This is a genomic window from Umboniibacter marinipuniceus (genome assembly GCF_003688415.1).
GTDB lineage: Bacteria > Pseudomonadota > Gammaproteobacteria > Pseudomonadales > DSM-25080 > Umboniibacter > Umboniibacter marinipuniceus.
Genome location: NZ_REFJ01000001.1, coordinates 171761 through 188967, shown reverse-complemented (window position 1 = coordinate 188967; position 17207 = coordinate 171761). Strand labels below are relative to the sequence as shown.

Below are 17207 nucleotides of genomic sequence, written 5' to 3'. Positions count from 1 at the left end.
GCCTCCACACAAAGCGTGTCGAGGCCTTTTTAGTCACTTCCTGCTGAGCAGTAAGAAGTCCTTTGAGGCTAAAGCCGAAAGGACTTAGCCGCTAGCGATCTAATCCGTGACGAGACTTAGACCGCAATGGCTTAGCGAATCTTAGGATCTAGCTCGCCACGGTCATAACGCGCGACCATATCATCCAACGAGATTGGCTTTATCTTACTGGCCATTCCGGCGGTGCCGAATGCTTCATAACGATCTACGCAGATCTCTTTCATCGCATCGGTGGTGCGCTGCAGGAATTTACGCGGATCGAACTCGCTTGGGTTCTGCGCCAAGAAACGACGCACCGCACCAGTAGAAGCTAAGCGCAGATCCGTGTCGATATTCACCTTGCGAACACCATGTTTAATACCTTCACAAATCTCCGAGACAGGAACGCCATAAGTCTCAGGGATTTCTCCGCCAAATTCATTAATAACTGCTAGCCATTCCTGTGGTACAGAGGATGAACCATGCATTACCAAGTGCGTACCTGGGATACGCTGGTGAATTGCCTTAATGCGGTCAATCGCCAAGATGTCGCCTGTAGGCGGGCGAGTAAACTTGTAGGCGCCGTGCGACGTGCCAATGGCGATTGCCAGCGCGTCAACATGTGTTTTAGAGACGAAATCAGCTGCTTCCTCCGGATCCGTTAGCATTTGTTCATGGCTAAGGATGCCCTCGGCACCAATACCATCTTCTTCACCAGCTTGACCGGTTTCTAGGGAGCCTAGACAACCCAGCTCACCTTCAACGGAAACACCACAGGCATGCGACATTTCCACCGTGCGGCGGGTGACATTGACGTTATAGTCGTAGTCAGTTGGCGTCTTGCCATCTTCGCCTAGCGAGCCGTCCATCATCACCGACGAGAAACCAAGCGCGATTGAACGCTGACAGACCGCCGCACTCGTCCCGTGGTCTTGGTGCATCACGACAGGGATATCTGGAAATTCCTCAACGGCGGCAAGAATCATATGGCGCAAGAATGGCGCGCCTGCGTATTTGCGAGCGCCTGCCGATGCCTGAAGTATCACTGGGCTGTCGGTGGCTTGCGCCGCCTCCATAATTGCCCGCGTCTGCTCTAGATTGTTAACATTAAAAGCTGGAACACCATAATTGTATTCAGCCGCATGATCGAGTAACTGCCTCAACGAAATGAGTGCCATGATTAGATCCTCTTTGTTGTTGCGCGTGCGCAACGTTCCCTATTTGCTTTTTGATTAGGCCCTTGATTCCAACATCGCAACGGCGGGCAACACTTTTCCTTCAACGTACTCAAGGAAAGCTCCCCCACCTGTAGAGATGTAAGATACCTGGTCTTTTATGTTGTACTTATCGATTGCTGCCAACGTGTCACCGCCACCAGCTAACGAGAATGCAGGGCTCTTTGCGATAGCCTGTGATAGCGCCTCCGTCCCTTTTGCAAATTGGTCGAACTCAAAAACGCCGACCGGTCCATTCCACAAAATCGTTTTCGCCTCAGTGAGGAGAGCCGCCATTTGGCGAGCCGATTCAGGACCAATATCGAAGATCATGTCGTCTTCGCTTACATCCTCCACTGCCTTCACAACTGCTTCAGCAGTAGGAGAGAATTCTTTACCCACCACAACATCTACCGGAAGTGGGATGTTGGTTTTTGCCATCAGCGCTTTCGCCGCCGGAATTAAGTCCGCTTCGTAGAGCGATTTACCCACTGGGTGACCCGCCGCAGCCAAGAAGGTATTAGCAATACCGCCGCCAACGATCAGCTGATCAACCACATCAACGAGTTGTTCCAAAACCGTTAGCTTAGTTGACACCTTGGAGCCGCCAACGATAGCAGTCATTGGCTTGGCTGGCGCCTGAAGCGCTAAGGCTAAAGCGTCAAGCTCGCCCGCCAACAGTGGCCCTGCTACCGCGATTGGGGCAAACTTTGCCACCCCATGCGTACTCGCCTGCGCACGGTGGCTGGTGCCAAATGCGTCCATTACATAAACATCGCACAACGCCGCCATTTTCTTGGCCAAGGACTCATCGTCCTTCTTTTCACCCACATTAAAGCGAACGTTTTCAAGCAGCACAATTTGCCCCGGCTCTACGTCTACGCCGTTGAGCCAATTTTTGATCAATGGTACATCCTGACCTAATAGCTGACTTAGATGCGCTGCCACTGGAGCTAGCGAGTAGGCTTGGTTTTCTAAATCCGAACCACCCTCTACAGGGCGTCCTAGGTGTGACATGACCATCACCGCAGCGCCAGCTTCTAACGCGAGTTTTAAACTGGGAAGAGCGGCCAAGATACGCGCATCGCTCGTCACTGTGCCGTCACTGATCGGAACATTTAAGTCTTCGCGGATCAATACTCGCTTACCAGCCAATGATTCGTTTGCCATTAATTTTACAGTCATGTTAGCTCTCCCAAGCTGATCATCTGTTGAACATGGAGCGCGCTATCAACTAGTCGATTTGCATAGCCCCATTCATTATCGAACCAAATTAGCACTTTGACTAAATGGTGGTTTACTACCGCACTCTGCGGCACATCAATTACCGCACTATGGTGGTCGTGGATAAAGTCACACGATGCCAATGGTTCGGTAGAGATGCTGATATATTGATTGCTGTCCGCCAATTGCTGTAAGCAGGCTGTGAACGCGCCGCGAGTAATTGCTCGATCGGTTTGAACCGTCAGCTCAATGGCCGAGACATTCGACGTGGGCACGCGTATCGATGAGCTATGCAGTCGCCCCTCCAGATGAGGAAGTAAACGATAAACACCTCTGTCGAGCGCAGTTTCTACTGGAATCATTGACTGCATTGCGCTGCGTGTCAGCCGTAAATCCACATCGTGGTAGGCATCAATAACGGGTTGATCGTTCATCGCCGAATGCAACGTTAGACTGCTACCGGCTACCACCCCAAATTGTTCGTCCAACACCGCCACCATCGGTATTAGTGCGTTTGAGGTACAGGATCCGCAGGAAATCACGCCATCTTGCCGAGTAACTTGATCCTGGTTAAAACCATAGATCAAAGTGCGATCGACATCGGGCTGTGAAGGGTTGGAGATGAGCACATGCTTTAAGCTGCCACCTACTTGGCGGCGTGCCTCCTCAGCACTAACACTCCCCGAGCACTCAATGAGCACATCAACGTCAATTTGAAGTGCCGTAAAGTCGGCCTCGTGAGTAATGTTAATGACATGCCCGTTAACCACTAGGCAATTATCCTCAATCACCACCGACCCCGGAAATCGCCCATGGGTAGAATCGTATTTGAGCAAGTGGCAGATTGTTTCGATAGGCGCCAGCTCGTTGATAGACACCACCGCGAGGTGGTGCCAAAGATCACGTTCAACTATGGCGCGGAGTACCGATCGCCCGATACGTCCAAAGCCATTAATTGCAAGTTGGGCGCTCACGCGAACTCCTAAGCTAGTAGCTCCAACGAAACCGTCACAACATTATCTACGCTAAAGCCAAACATTTCGAATAGCTCATTCGCAGGGGCTGACTCGCCGAAGGTCTCCATCGCAACAATGCGACCATCTAGACCCACGTACTTGTACCAGTAATCGCGATGCGCGGCTTCGATCGCTACGCGCGGCAATACCGCGCTTGGCAATACCGCCTCGCGGTATGCGGCATCCTGTTGATCGAAACGCTCACAACATGGCATGGAGACAACGCGAACGTTCTTGCCCTGAGCAGCGAGCACTTGCTTCGCCTGAACAGCTAGCTCTACCTCGGAACCCGTGGCAATCAGAATAAGCTCTGGCGTACCGTCACTATCGGATAGGATATAACCACCGCGCGCTGCGTCGGCGACTTGCGCTGCAGTACGAGGCTGCGGCTCTAGGCCTTGGCGGGTAAAGATGAGGGCACTAGGACCATCATTGCGCTCAACCGCGGCCTGCCAGCTTACGGCGCTTTCGACCACATCACAGGGGCGCCATGTTTCTAGGTTCGGCGTAGAGCGAAGCGACGTAAGCTGCTCTACCGGCTGGTGAGTAGGACCGTCTTCGCCCAAGCCGATTGAATCGTGGGTATAAACGAAGATAGCACGCTGCTTCATCAACGCCGCCATGCGGACCGCATTACGCGCGTATTCCATAAACATCAAGAAGGTGCCGCCGTAAGGTACGAAGCCACCATGAAGCGCGATACCATTCATAATAGCGCTCATTCCAAACTCGCGAACACCATAGTAGATATAGTTACCGGAGGCATCCGCACCCGTAATCCCTTTACTACCATCCCATTTGGTTAGGTTAGATCCCGCGAGGTCCGCCGAACCGCCAACCATTTCAGGAAGAATGGGGCCGAGTTGATTCAAACAAATTTGACTTGCCTGACGGGTAGCCACCTTTTTAGGGTTTGCTTGTGCGTCGGCAATGAACGCGGCCATATCGGCAGCGAAGCTTTCTGGGAGCTCACCCGCCATGCGACGTTTGAATTCAGCGGCTAGCTCTGGGTGATCGGTGGCATACTCAGCGAAACGATCATCCCATTCGGCTTCTTCCGCCGCGCCTTTGTCCTTGGCATCCCATGCTTCATAGATATCTTCAGGGATAACGAAAGGCTCGTGAGTCCAGCCTAGCGTCTTACGTGCCGCAGCAATCTCTGCATCACCTAGTGGTGCGCCATGAACGCCAGAGGTGCCCTGCTTGTTCGGTGAGCCGAAACCGATAACGGTCTTAGCGCAGATTAAGGTTGGTTTACCAGTTTCAGCCTTCGCGGCCGCAATCGCCGCTTCGAGCGCTTCAGCATCATGTCCATCAACATTTGGTATGACGTGCCAGCCATATGCTTCAAAACGCGCTGGGGTGTCATCGCCGAACCAGCCACCAACTTCGCCATCAATGGAAATATTATTGTCATCGTAGATAGCAATGAGCTTACCTAGCTCGAGAGTTCCTGCCAGCGAACAGGCTTCGTGAGAGATACCTTCCATAAGACAACCGTCACCAAGGAAGGTGTAGGTGTAGTGATCAACAATGTCGTGATTGTCACGGTTGAACTGGGCCGCCATCATTTTCTCAGCCAGCGCCATACCCACCGCATTGGTCACACCTTGACCCAGTGGGCCAGTAGTTGTTTCCACGCCTGGCGCATAGCCATATTCAGGGTGACCCGGCGTCTTTGAGTGCAGCTGGCGGAAGTTCTTTAGCTCTTCGATAGAAAGCTCATAGCCGCTAAGGTGTAGCAGTGAGTAGATCAGCATTGACCCATGGCCATTCGATAGCACAAAGCGATCTCGATCTGCCCACTCAGGATTACTTGGATTGTGCTTTAAAAATTTATTCCAAAGAACCTCAGCAATATCCGCCATCCCCATTGGGGCGCCTGGGTGACCGCTGTTAGCTCGCTGAACAGCATCCATTGATAATGCGCGAATAGCATTGGCTAAGTCTTGACGAGAGGGCATGTAAAGCTCCTTGTTGAATCGAATAAAAGGTCGAAAAGCATCTGAATCTTGTCAGAGGGTATTCTCACTGATGCCTGTACTAAGAGCAACGGCAAAATGAGTGCTTTTCGGCTATGTAAATTGCAAGATCATAACGACCCTTTATATCAATATATTTTGATATATTGAAATTTTTTGATATTATGCCGCCATGAGTCGAATTTCCGCGCCAATATCCCGCCTAGATAACACTGCAGCATTCCTGAAAGCTGCGGCGGACCCGCTTCGCCTGTTAATCCTGCGCGTTTTAGCAAGCAACTCTTATAATGTAGCTGAGCTTTGCCAAATCTTCTCGCTGCGACAACCTGCCTTGAGTCATCATCTGAAGCTATTAACCCACGCCGGCTTGATTTTAAGCCGAAAAGAGGGCACGAGTGCGTTCTATCGGCGGGTTCCGGTTTCTGGTGAACTCTCGGCGTTGGCCGATGCTCTCTATCTCACTACCGACCGACTTGCGTTAGATAGCACTATCCAAGGAAGTGTTGCCGATGTGCATCAGGCACGCACCGCTACCGCCCAACAGTTTTTCGAAGCCAACGCTTCCACGCTTCGAGAGCAACAGGATCTCATCGCCGATTTCGGCGTGTATGGCGAGCAGGTTGCTGAAATGATCGACCGGCTGAGCAAGCGCAGAGGGACGGCATTAGAAATAGGGCCTGGCCGCGGCGAGTTATTAGCGTTCCTCAGCCAACGATATCAGCAGGTTCAAGCGGTAGATATTTCATCAACTATGCTTGAGGTGGCGCGCCGAACGGTAGAACAGGCAGAACTGAATAATGTCACGCTGCTTCATGGCGATACGACTCAAGAAGATATCCAGTCGGCAGATCTTATTGTCGTCAATATGGTCCTCCACCATACGCCTTCTCCGGTCCGCATATTCAAGGACCTTGCCGGTCATTTGAGCCGCGATGGAATTCTGGTCGTATGCGACTTAGTTCGCCATGACCAAAGCTGGGTGAAAGACGCCTGTGGCGACCTTTGGCAGGGCTTCGAACAAGAAGAGCTATTGAGTTGGGCGCGCGATGCCAGCTTAAAACCAATCGACAGTCAGTTCTTTGCTTTGCGCAATGGCTTTCAATTTCAACTTTTTACGTTTACAACACGAGTAGGCAACACAGATGAGTGAGTATACCCTTTTTACTTCAGAGAGCGTCTCTGAAGGACATCCTGACAAACTAGCAGACCAAATCTCTGACGCCATTTTGGACGCTATGATTGCTCGCGACCCACACGCTCGTGTGGCGGTCGAAACGCTAGTAAAGACCGGCATGGCAGTGGTTGCCGGCGAGGCCACCACCACCTGCTATGTCGACCTCGAAGACATCGTTCGCAAGGTGATCACGGATATTGGCTACAACAGTTCGTTGGTTGGCTTCGACGGCGAATCTTGCGCGGTCATTAACGCCATTGGTAAGCAGTCTCCTGACATTGCTCAGGGCGTCGACCGCAGTGCCCCAGAAGAGCAGGGTGCAGGCGATCAGGGCTTGATGTTTGGTTATGCAACCAATGAGACTGAGGATTTCATGCCTGCGGCGCTCTACTACTCACACAAGTTAGTTCAGCGTCAGGCCTATTTACGCAAGAACAAGATTCTCCCTTGGTTGCGCCCGGACGCCAAGTCTCAGGTAACGCTTCGCTATGATGACGCCGGACAGCCCGTTGCCATCGACGCTGTAGTCCTGTCTACCCAACATGACCCAGACGTATCGCTCGAGACGCTTCGCGCTGCGGTTCGCCGCGAGATCATTGAGGCAGAACTGCCTGCTGAATGGCTTCACGCTGACACTAAATACCACATTAACCCTACTGGTAACTTTGTAATTGGCGGGCCAGTGGGCGACTGCGGTCTTACGGGTCGAAAAATTATTGTCGATACATACGGCGGTGCAGCACGACACGGAGGCGGTGCATTCTCCGGCAAAGACCCGTCAAAGGTTGATCGCAGCGCGGCATACATTGGTCGCTACGTGGCCAAGAACTTAGTCGCCGCTGAGTTAGCTGACCGTGCCGAGGTTCAAGTGTCTTACGCCATTGGCGTTGCCGAACCAACTTCGGTATCAGTTAACAGCTTTGGCACTGGTAAGTTAAGCGACGCGCGTCTCGCAGAGATCGTTCGGGAAGTGTTCGACCTCCGACCTTACGCCATCACTAAGCAATTGAACCTGCTGTACCCAATGTACCAGCTGACCGCAGCTTACGGACACTTCGGTCGTAAACCGTTCGAACATACCTATGAGTGGACTGAAAGCGAGAAGGGTGAAGTGACGAAACACTCAAAGACCTTTACCGCGTTCACCTGGGAAAAAACTGACAAGGTTGAGGCGCTCCAAGCCGCTGCCAACGTATAAAGATTAGAGGTTTTAACAATGACTGATTACAAAATTCGTGACATCAACCTAGCCGATTGGGGCCGCAAGGAAATTCATATTGCCGAGCAGGAAATGCCTGCGCTGATGGCTCTTCGTACACGCTACCAGGCGGATAAGCCACTTGCTGGCGCGAAGATTTTGGGTTGTATTCACATGACAATTCAAACGGCAGTGCTGATCGAGACACTTGTGGCGCTTGGCGCTGAAGTTCGTTGGTCGAGCTGCAACATCTTCTCGACCCAGGATCAGGCCGCCGCGGCCATCGCTGCTTCGGGCGTCCCGGTTTTCGCTTGGAAGGGTGAAACCGAGGAAGAGTACGAATGGTGTTTGCATCAAACTATCCTCAAGGACGGTGAGCCTTGGGACGCAAATATGATTCTGGATGATGGCGGTGACCTTACACTGCTTATCCACAACGAATACCCTGAGATTCTGGATCGAATTCACGGTGTCACCGAAGAAACAACAACCGGCGTTCATCGTCTCTACGAGATGATGGAGAAAGGTGAACTTAAGATCCCTGCGGTGAATGTTAATGACGCAGTGACCAAGAGTAAGAATGACAACAAATATGGCTGCCGTCACTCGCTCAATGACGCCATTAAGCGCGGCACCGATCATCTCCTAGCCGGTAAGAAGGCGCTGGTCATTGGTTACGGTGACGTTGGTAAGGGTTCAGCACAATCGCTTCGTCAGGAAGGGATGATTGTTCGTATTACTGAAATTGACCCAATCTGTGCAATGCAGGCTTGCATGGACGGCTTCGAGGTTGTGAGTGCCTACAACGACGGCATTAACACCGGCAAAGTAGAAGACACCAATACCGAAGTACTCAGCAATACCGATCTACTGGTCACCACAACAGGTAACGTCAATGTAGCGGATTCAGCCATCCTTAAGGCGCTGAAGCCGGGCTGCGTCGTGTCAAATATTGGTCATTTCGACAACGAGATCGACACCGCATTCATGCGCAAGCATTGGGAGTGGGAAGAAGTGAAGCCTCAGGTACATTTAGTGCACCGCGATCGCGCGAACAACGATTACCTAATCCTTCTGTCAGAAGGTCGTTTGGTGAACTTGGGCAACGCAACGGGGCACCCGTCGCGCATCATGGATGGCTCTTTCGCGAACCAGGTGTTAGCACAAATGTATCTATTCGATCGCAAGTTTGCCGACTTAGCTGCTGCGGATAAAGCGGCCAATATCACGGTAGAACTTCTACCTAAGAAACTTGATGAAGAAGTGGCTGCCAACATGGTCGCTGGCTTTGGTGGCGTGTTAACACAACTAACTCCACAGCAAGCCGCGTACATCAACGTCCCGGTTGAAGGCCCTTACAAGCCTGAGACCTACAAGTACTAAGTTGCTGAATGGCTAGGTTAATTCGGCTACTGGATCGAGCGTTATCGCCTTCGGCGAGCACGCTCGAGCTTTCGGCTGCGCCTAGCCATCACTTGCTTAAAGTGCTTCGTGCTAAGCCCGGTCAAGCTGTTGAAGTTTTCGATGGCAATGGACGTTTCGCGCGCGGTAACTTAGGGACACTTTCCAGCAAGAAAGTTGCCGCCATAGACATCTCAGAATGGGGCAATGCCTCACTGGAATCGCCTCTTGATATCACCCTTTGCTTAGCCATTTCGAAGGGCGATCGCTTCGATTATGCGCTTCAGAAAGCAACTGAATTGGGCGTCAATCGCATTATCCCCATGATTGCCGAACGTAGTGAGTTCAAGCTAAAAGGTGAGCGACAGGAAAAGAAAAAATTGAGTTGGCAAGGGATTGTGGATGCTGCCGCCGAACAATGTGGCCGGTTTCATAGCCCAGTAGTAGCAACGCCCACAGCGACTGAAAAACTCATTCCATCCATGGGCGGTGAGTTCGATCTAAAGCTTGTTCTTCACCACCGATCTGCCACTAAACTAGACAGCACGATTACGCCGCGAAGTGTTGCACTATTGATTGGCCCTGAGGGTGGTCTTTCCGAGCAGGAAATTAGCTTGGCTGAAAGTGTTGGCTTTAGATCCGTATTATTCGGTCCGAGGGTGCTGCGAACTGAAACCGCCCCTATCGTTGCGCTATCCATTCTCCAGCAGTTTTACGGCGACTTCACTTAGCGCTTAGCAAGCTGCTCCACATATTCAATCCAGTGCTGTTCAATTTCAACCAAGTCCGGAAGCCAATACTGCTGTTCGTGAATCTGCAGTGCCATCGTCATACCGGGAAGCGTGACGTTTTCAACCGCGGCTAAATCCGGTGCCATAAGTCGCAAGATCCGTGGCACGGTCTGCAAGCGAATGGCGAAAAATCGGTAGTGATCACTCCCACCGGCGCTGTTGAGTACCGCGATAGGCGCTCCGTCTTGGTAATCGAATTCGCGCTCGGTTGCCAAGTACTGTAGATCAATCAATGGTACCGCTCGCTCCCGCCAGCGCACCTCACCCGCCAGCCATTTGGGGCCATCCTTTACCGGTCGAATAGTCACTCCAGATACGATTTCCGCAACGGACATCGTCGGTAGCGCCACGCTCATTTCACCCAGACTCATGAGAAGTGTAGGGATGTCGGCGCTCGGCTTTTCCAATAATGGATGATCTACAAACGACACTGAGGTCTCCTTTCTACTGTCCAGTTGATCACAGCATCCGCGATATCATTAGGATGAATCTGTGCTTCAACGTTAATTACTGCTTTAACATCATTAATCATTCCGTCAGCTACCGCTGAAGCGGGGTCTTGCACCCAAATCGTAGCACCAGCTCCCTGAGCTAGGCGGGCACCGCTTGGTCCCTCACCACTCAGCCCACTGAGATAAATCACTAAACTCTGGCCTCGAAACCGCTTAGTAACAGAACCGACTACGTGATCAATCGAGGGAGCAAATTTCCCGCTCCACGGGGTGCTAGATCGTGCCAAAGTCAGGTTGCTACCAAAAGTAACTTTATCTTCTGCACTCAGTACATAGACATAGCCACCAGCTAGCTGACTGACCGATTGAACCGCGACCACTGGCCAACGCCCCTGTTTCGAAAACTGATCAATCATCGAACGTTCAGCACCCACTGATTGGTGCTGAACGACAAGTAGCGCGGCGTCCTCAATCACAGGTAACTGCGCGAGTAGCTGGCCGATAACCTGTGGGCCACCTGTTGACGCGGCGAGAATAATCAACTTAGTGAGTGATTGACATCCATGCTGATCAAGCTGCTTTAGCCTGCTTACCCAATTATCGAAGCCTCGTGTATTGAGGCTTGGTAACTGGCCATCACTGACTAATACCGCCAATGATGTAGCGTCCTCGTTGGCTCGCCCATGAAGCCAGCAAGCCACTTCTTTGTGATTGTCATTGGGCGTCCAGTCATCATCAATATGAGCACTAAACGCCACCTTAAACCCGGACGCCTTCGCAATCGCGCGCTGATTGGATAGCGCCAACAAATCGTTCGCAAGCAATCCAATCAGTGGCTTGTCCATCAGTTAAACTCTGCCAACCCCGCGCGCTCAGATAGAAACTCCCTGATCTGCGCGAGTAGTCGATCTTCTTGATATGGCTTACCCATATAGTCTTCCACCCCAATTTCCTTCGCCCGCTCACGGTGCTTTTCACCGGTACGCGACGTAATCATGATAATGGGGACATGCTTCAATCTCACCGAGGTCTTAACCGTTCTCGCCACCTCGAAGCCATCCATATTCGGCATTTCGATATCAAGTAGCATGACATCGGGCACCACATCTTGGAGCTGACGCACTGCATCAACACCATCTTTAGCTGTTACCACGTCGAAGCCTTCACGATTGAGAAGACGACTGGTCACTTTACGTACGGTTACCGAATCATCCACTACCATGATCAACGGCGTTTCTCTCGACGCAACTGAACTCTCAAGTAGATCATGCGCATGCTTTTCATAGCCAAGGGCCAGATCGGCACGTAGCATCGCCACCAAATCAAGGATCACAACAACGGTACCATCACCCAGGATGGTTGCCCCATTTAGCCCTGGGGTTGATGCAAACTGAGGCCCTAAACTCTTCACTACAATTTCGCGCGAACCGTGGAGCTGATCCACGTGCATCGCAAAATGATGATCATCGGTTTTGACTAGTACCAATGGAATGGCACCCGTATCGTCAATGCTTTGCGGCTGTGCCGACAAGCCCATGACTTCACCTAAGTAACGGAGATCGTACTCGTTATCGGCGAAATTAAATTTGGCTTCTGGGTTGTTATAAAGCGCTCTCAACTGCGCGGGCTCAATTCGGGCAATACCCTCTACACTGGATAGTGGCAACGCAAAGGTATCATCCGCCACGGTGATCATCAGCGCGCGGTTTACTGATAAGGTAAATGGTAACCGCACTACAAACTGAGAACCTTGACCTCGCTCTGAGAATACCTCAATTTGACCGCCAAGCTGACGCACTTCCTGCGCAACCACATCAAGGCCAACACCACGTCCAGAAACCTGACTCACGTCATCGCGAGTAGAGAACCCAGGGCGGAAGATAAACTGATAAATTTCCTGTTCGCTGAGCTCCTGGGAATCTGCCAGCAGCCCCGAATCAATCGCCTTGCGACGAACTCGCTCAACGTTAATGCCGTCACCATCATCGGCGAGGCCGATAACAACTTGCGCACCTTCGCGTGCCACAAAGATACGGATAACACCTTCCTCATCCTTGCCATTGGCTGCACGAGCGGCGGCATCTTCAATACCATGATCAATGGCGTTTCGAAGCATGTGCTCTAACGGACCAACCATCTTATCAAGCATGTTTCGGTCGAGTTCGCCTTCCACGTTACCCAGCTCTAAACGAACCGGCTTTCCTAACTCTGAAGAAACTTGGCGAACTACCCGTCTTAATCGCGGTACAAGACGCGAGAACATAACCATTCGACTTCGCATCAAGCCTTCCTGAAGATCGGTATTAATTCGACCTTGCTGGAGTAATAGCGTTTCCGTGTCTCGGGCATTATCCAGTAGCGATGACTTCAAATCTTGCAGATCCGATGCCGACTCAGACAGTGACCGAGAGAGCTGCTGAAGGGTGGTATACCTATCCATCTCGAGCGGGTCGAAACCCTCTAAACTAGCCAGTTCTGCCAGCTGCTCCTGACGAAATAGAATTTGTGCCTCGGTTTCAATATCTAGGCGGCGAACCTGTTCACGCAGGCGGTTAATGGTGTTATCCATTTCGTCCAAGTTAAAGGCAAAGTCAGTAACCTGCTGTTCAACTCGCGAACGGGCAATACTCGTCTCGCCGGCCAGGTTGACCATTTCATCTAGTAGCGTGGACGATACGCGAACCACCTCTTGCGGCGCTTTGTGTTCAAACTGCGTAGCAGCCCCAAGGTCAGCGAAGCTTGCGGCTGACTTGGTACTCTGAGAAGCGGTATTTTCAACAAGTTTACTTAGCGCTTGGTTACCTTCATCCCCAATAACCGTTAGTGCATTTTCATCCACTGTTTCAGGGGATGACTCGCTTACTTCCCCAGCTGCGGAAACCGCACTTAGGCTCGAATCGCCTTCGACAATACGCTGAATAAGGTTAAAATTCTGGCTACCCAGCCAGATACGACTTTGCTCTACACTATATCGAAGCTGGTCAATAGCCGTGGTTAATGTGCCTCGCTCGGCTGACGGAACATCCACCCTGAAGTATCGAATGAGCCAGCTCTCTAAATCGTGTGCGATTTCACCGGCTACGTTCAATCCAGCCATGCGAGCACTACCCTTGAAGGTATGCAAGTGGCGCTGAATATCTTCATTAGGCGCCGTTGCTGCAGGATCCTGACTCCACTGGTCGGCAGCCGAATCTAGCAATACCACCAATTCTTCCGCTTCATCAACAAACAGCGCGAGAATTTCCGCATCAATCTCCAACATCGCTGCGTCAACATCTAGCTCTCCAGAGCCTGAAGGCGCTTCAGCCACTGTGGAGGGTTCCGAATGACAGTGCTCGAGCTGACTATCCGGCTGAGCCTCAATAGTCAGCGAATCATCAAACTCGGCCTCGTTTGAGGCGTCGTTAGGAGGTTCATGATTTACTTCAGCTACGGCAGACGTAGGCATGGATGACGCTTCATGATGCGCTTTGAGCGCTTGAGTTTCGTCTTCCGGCACTTCATGAGCAGGTGGCTCTTCATGCTCCTCGTCGTGCTCACCCACGAGCTCAAGGGGAGTGATTAAGCTTGGATCAACAGGTGGCTCAGTAGGATTATCCTCTGTTTCAGAAGTCGACAGTTCAGAAGCCTGCTTCAAGCGCGACATAAGCTCTTCAATGAGCTCGAGCTCACTGTCTATAGGCGTCATTTTTTGACTGGCTACGAGCTGGTTAATGCGATCGATCAGCGTATCGCAAAGGTGGCGAAGTCCGAACACGGTGGCTTCGTCATCTCGAGATAACCTAGCATCTTGTAGCAAGCTAATGAGTCCAGCCATAAAGCCGGACAGAGCTTCCTCATTGGTCTTCAGCGAAAGTTCATAAAGCGCTTGAGTGGCCTCAACGAGCTTAGGAATGGCGCCATCGCTATCACCATCAACCCAATCATCAACAATGTCTTCGGCATCGAATAGGGCATCGATGGCCGGTGAAGAAATCAGCGCAATAAATTCTGGATTGGAGCTATGGAATTGTCCAGGGAGGCCACCTAAAATAGGTTCAATCCAACGGTCATGAAGCCCTTCAATCATTGCGAACAGCGCATCTTGATCAATTAAATCGGCAACCGATCGCCCCGCTACAACCTCCGGAATTAATGCTTCAATCGTGGTCACTACACCCGCGAGTAAATCTGTGAAAGCCTTATCAACTTTTACTTGATGTGCGATGAGAGCCTTCGTTAAGCGCTCCACGGGGGCCGCAACCTCGGCCAGATCTTTAAGCTCAGACATATACGCCGAGCCTTTGAGAGTATGAAGTGCGCGGCGCACATCCTCACTGGGAACGTACTCAAGTGGCTCGGTACTGCGAACCTCAGCAATAAAGGCTTTAATCGCAGCGAGGTGAACACCAGCTTCAGCAACGAAAATTCCGATCAACTCATGATCAATTTCATCTGGGACTACGTCTGACGCAGGTAGCTCCTCTGAATGTGTTTCAGGCTCAACCGCTAGTAGCGCAGCCGCCGCCTCTAAATCTTCCTTTTTCAAACACTCTGAGACATCAACCAAGCGTCTTTGTAGTGCCGAATCCGGATCGGGTTGCACGGTAGCAAAGGCATCAACTAAGCGCGGCGCCAAGTCGCGAACGCCTTGAATAAATGCCACGCCTTGATCGGAGGGCAAGACAGCGCCGTCGAGGAGTCGATTCAGATAATCCTCCACGGCAAAAGCAACCTCGCCTAGCGCTTCCGCCCCGACCATTCGGCCACTGCCTTTTAGGGTATGGAAAGCACGACGAAACTCGGTCAAGGAAGAGCGGTCAGTTCGATCAAGCTGCCAAGCGGCAAAATGAATATCAATCTGTTCGAGTACTTCTTCCACTTCCTCTAAGAAGATTTCTAGAATCTCTTCATCAATATCTGGGCGTGCGATTGACGGCATCTCTTCGGACACCTGCGCTGCTTCGGTATCTGCTGAAGCCTCAATAGGGGTGCTATCTGGCTCGCCGAAGGTGTTGGCTTCGTTATCCGCGTTGCTGTCGTTCTCGGCCGGGCTAATTAACTGCGGTATCTCATTAGTATCAATAGGCGGCTTCGACAAGTCGATTGCTGACGAAATCGGTGCTACGGCATAGCCCAATTCCGCAACATCGTTCTGTGCTTGAAGAATTAATCGTGTGCGTTCGGCCGCTGAAGCATTAACACTCTCTACCAAGTATTCAATCGCAGTGATGGCACTCGCAAGGGTGTCTAGTTGATCCCAATTTACCTGGCTTTCACGAGCGAGCTTTTCCTCGACGTACCTAGCAAGTGCGCCCAGCACGCGTGCAGCTTCGAGCTCTTCGGCAGCTTCCAAACATAGTCGCGCATCGGTAAGGAGTTTCGGGACTGGACCTATGGCGTCTGGATTGAATTGTTGAGCAATAAATAGACTTATAGCATCTTTACAATTTTCCAATCCCGTAAGCGCCTCATCCACAGCTCGGTACTGTTGAGCATCTCGCTCAACAAGCTCATGGGAAGGGCGACCGGCTTCAATCTTTAACAACTGTTCCAGCACGACATCAATCGTCCGAATCGTGATGGAGTAATCACTCACTTCGTCGCTAACAATATTTCTCAGAATAGACTCTAACTGCCCCGCATGCTTGCCCTCGCCTAATAGCGAGAGGGCATCAGCGGCTCGGCGCAGCGCGCCGATTAGCCGCCTTTGCGTAGCCGCTAAGTCTGAGTGATTATACTGTTCGGAAGTACGTCGAGCGTCATTCAGCTCAAGTCGGATTCCCGCCACAATCCTAAGGCGGTCAACGGCACTGAGTACTGGCCAAGCGTTACCAGATTCATCGTCTACCTCGAGGCGAGGTAATGCGTTTACTAAGCCATACTGTTCTCGCACAGAATCAAGATGATCGGATGGCGTGTTGAGGAGCGCAACCTCATAGAGAAGGTTCTTAATCAAACCTCTAGGTGCCATTTCTGTGAGCGCTTTCGCTCCGTATTGTTCGATGAATTTAAGGTAGCGATCAAGTTGTCGCAGGACAAAAAGCAGGGCATCCGAGGGCTTAGCCTCTCCCTCTTTTAGGCGACAAGCGAGCAGGTATGCTAGGTCCCAAATTGGCGACACGGCTGTCTGCTTGGTAATGGTGGATACCCGAAGCGTCACTTCAACTAGGTAGGTAGCTGCCTTTTCTTGGTCTTGCTTTCGCAACAGCGCAAGCAATGCGTACTGATACATTTTACGCAGCTTCGCGATGGCCCCCTTAAGGGTTGCATCATCAAACCGGGGGTCAACATGCGTGCGTGAAGCCAGCTCTAGCGGAGCAAGATCGGGGAGAAATATTGGCGTTTCACTAAAGAGGTTGTGCGATCGAACAGCACGGATGTCATTGAGAATTGGCAACAGGGGTAACGGATCATCGGCGCGCTCTGCCACCGCGACTTTAACAAATGCTGGCAAGCTTTCAATGCCCTTGCGCAAAACGCTCGTGGCTCGACTCACTTCGGCTACTCGGCTATTTATTATCGCATGGCAAAGAAGCTCTAGCTCCTCGGCCAGCACTGCGACCCCATAACACTCAACCATTCGCAAACTTGCAGCGGATTGGTGCAGGTAACTAAGACAGAAACGCAGCTGCGCTTCATCGTCAGTCTTTTGCAACCATTGGTTCAAAGCGCCCGTTGCAGCATTTAGTACTTCGTCTAGTTCGGATGAAATCCAATCCAGTGCTGTGAAGTTACGGTCAACCGCCATAACATCT

Annotated in this window: 11 protein-coding genes; 4 read left to right on the top strand and 7 right to left on the bottom strand. The window is 51.5% G+C overall.

Annotation, left to right across the window (positions count from 1 at the left end):
* Positions 1-131 precede the first annotated feature (131 nt).
* From fba to tkt, 4 genes are read right to left on the bottom strand one after another with little or no spacing between them, the layout of a single operon-like run.
* Positions 132-1196 carry a class II fructose-bisphosphate aldolase gene (gene fba, locus DFR27_RS00955; protein ID WP_121875587.1) on the bottom strand — a complete coding sequence of 355 codons (1065 nt, stop codon included), beginning with the start codon at positions 1194-1196 and terminating at the stop codon, positions 132-134.
* Positions 1197-1250: 54 nt separating this feature from the next.
* Positions 1251-2417 (bottom strand): phosphoglycerate kinase, encoded by a 1167-nt coding sequence (locus DFR27_RS00950; protein WP_121875586.1) that lies wholly within the window; start codon positions 2415-2417, stop codon positions 1251-1253.
* A complete protein-coding gene (locus tag DFR27_RS00945; RefSeq protein WP_121875585.1) occupies positions 2414-3430 on the bottom strand; it encodes a type I glyceraldehyde-3-phosphate dehydrogenase in 1017 nt (338 codons plus the stop codon). The genes DFR27_RS00950 and DFR27_RS00945 overlap by 4 nt, the downstream gene beginning before the upstream one ends.
* Before the next feature lie 8 nt (positions 3431-3438).
* Positions 3439-5436 (bottom strand): transketolase, encoded by a 1998-nt coding sequence (gene tkt / locus DFR27_RS00940; protein WP_121875584.1) that lies wholly within the window; start codon positions 5434-5436, stop codon positions 3439-3441.
* 190 nt (positions 5437-5626) lie between these two features.
* Here tkt and DFR27_RS00935 point away from each other — a divergent pair, with 190 nt between their 5' ends.
* From DFR27_RS00935 to DFR27_RS00920, 4 genes are read left to right on the top strand one after another with little or no spacing between them, the layout of a single operon-like run.
* Positions 5627-6604, top strand: coding sequence for an ArsR/SmtB family transcription factor (locus DFR27_RS00935; protein WP_121875583.1), 978 nt, complete (start codon positions 5627-5629; stop codon positions 6602-6604).
* On the top strand, positions 6597-7826 hold the full coding sequence (gene metK / locus DFR27_RS00930; RefSeq protein WP_121875582.1) for a methionine adenosyltransferase: 1230 nt from the start codon (positions 6597-6599) through the stop codon (positions 7824-7826). The genes DFR27_RS00935 and metK overlap by 8 nt, the downstream gene beginning before the upstream one ends.
* Before the next feature lie 18 nt (positions 7827-7844).
* On the top strand, positions 7845-9209 hold the full coding sequence (gene ahcY / locus DFR27_RS00925; protein ID WP_121875581.1) for an adenosylhomocysteinase: 1365 nt from the start codon (positions 7845-7847) through the stop codon (positions 9207-9209).
* Positions 9210-9217: 8 nt separating this feature from the next.
* Entirely contained in the window at positions 9218-9958 is a 741-nt protein-coding gene (locus tag DFR27_RS00920; protein ID WP_121875580.1) for a 16S rRNA (uracil(1498)-N(3))-methyltransferase, read from the top strand.
* Here DFR27_RS00920 and DFR27_RS00915 read toward each other — a convergent pair.
* From DFR27_RS00915 to DFR27_RS00905, 3 genes are read right to left on the bottom strand one after another with little or no spacing between them, the layout of a single operon-like run.
* Complete coding sequence (locus DFR27_RS00915) at positions 9955-10449, bottom strand: chemotaxis protein CheW (RefSeq protein WP_121875579.1); 495 nt, start codon at positions 10447-10449, stop codon at positions 9955-9957. The two genes, DFR27_RS00920 and DFR27_RS00915, sit on opposite strands and share 4 nt — an antisense overlap.
* The gene (locus tag DFR27_RS00910) at positions 10437-11315 is read right to left on the bottom strand and encodes a chemotaxis protein CheB (RefSeq protein WP_121875578.1); all 879 of its coding nucleotides are present in this window, start codon (positions 11313-11315) and stop codon (positions 10437-10439) included. Before DFR27_RS00910 ends, DFR27_RS00915 begins: the two co-directional genes overlap by 13 nt.
* A complete protein-coding gene (locus DFR27_RS00905; protein ID WP_121875577.1) occupies positions 11315-17200 on the bottom strand; it encodes a hybrid sensor histidine kinase/response regulator in 5886 nt (1961 codons plus the stop codon). Before DFR27_RS00905 ends, DFR27_RS00910 begins: the two co-directional genes overlap by 1 nt.
* Positions 17201-17207: the final 7 nt, after the last annotated feature.